This is a genomic window from Roseateles sp. P5_B10, from assembly GCF_056400485.1.
Window position 1 is genome coordinate 1 of the sequence record NZ_JBFULE010001765.1, and the last position, 521, is coordinate 521.

Sequence of the window (521 nt, forward strand, 5' to 3'; positions counted from 1 at the left end):
ATCAAGCCCGGAGATGTGATCACAAGCGTCGTGGACTACCGACCGATCTATGTCACTGGCGACGTTCTCACGCCCGGACAGTTGGTGTATCGCGCGTCCATGACTGTACGCCAAGCCGTCGCGGTGGCCGGTGGCTTTAGCCTGTTGCGCTCTCGCGGTCAGATCGGTGCCGTCGATCCGGCAGATCTGTTGCGCGATTACCAATCTTTGTCGACCGAGTACATCAAAGAGTATCTCCACGTGATCCGCACCAATGCGGAACTCCAGGGCAATGACAGCTTCGATCAGAAGATACCTAGTGAAGTATCTTTGCCGGCCTCCGTCATCGAGGCGATCGTGCAATCCGAGGCGGCGTCACTAAAGACTGCGCAGCTTGACTATCGTAAGGAACGGAGCTTTCTGGAGGATGCCGTAAAACAATCGGATGCGCAGCTCTCAACCCTCAGGAAGCAGCAGGACGGTGAGGAAAAGGGTGTGCAGGCTGATGAGGATGAGCTGGATCGGGTAGCCAAGTTGTTTGG

At 56.2% G+C, this 521-nt stretch carries 1 protein-coding gene; it reads left to right on the top strand.

The genetic code is table 11. The annotated features are described in order from the left end of the window. Nucleotides 1–30: 30 nt before the first annotated feature. On the top strand, nucleotides 31–521 hold a 491-nt coding region (locus AC1DU6_RS35790), incomplete at its 3' end, for an SLBB domain-containing protein (protein WP_477863392.1).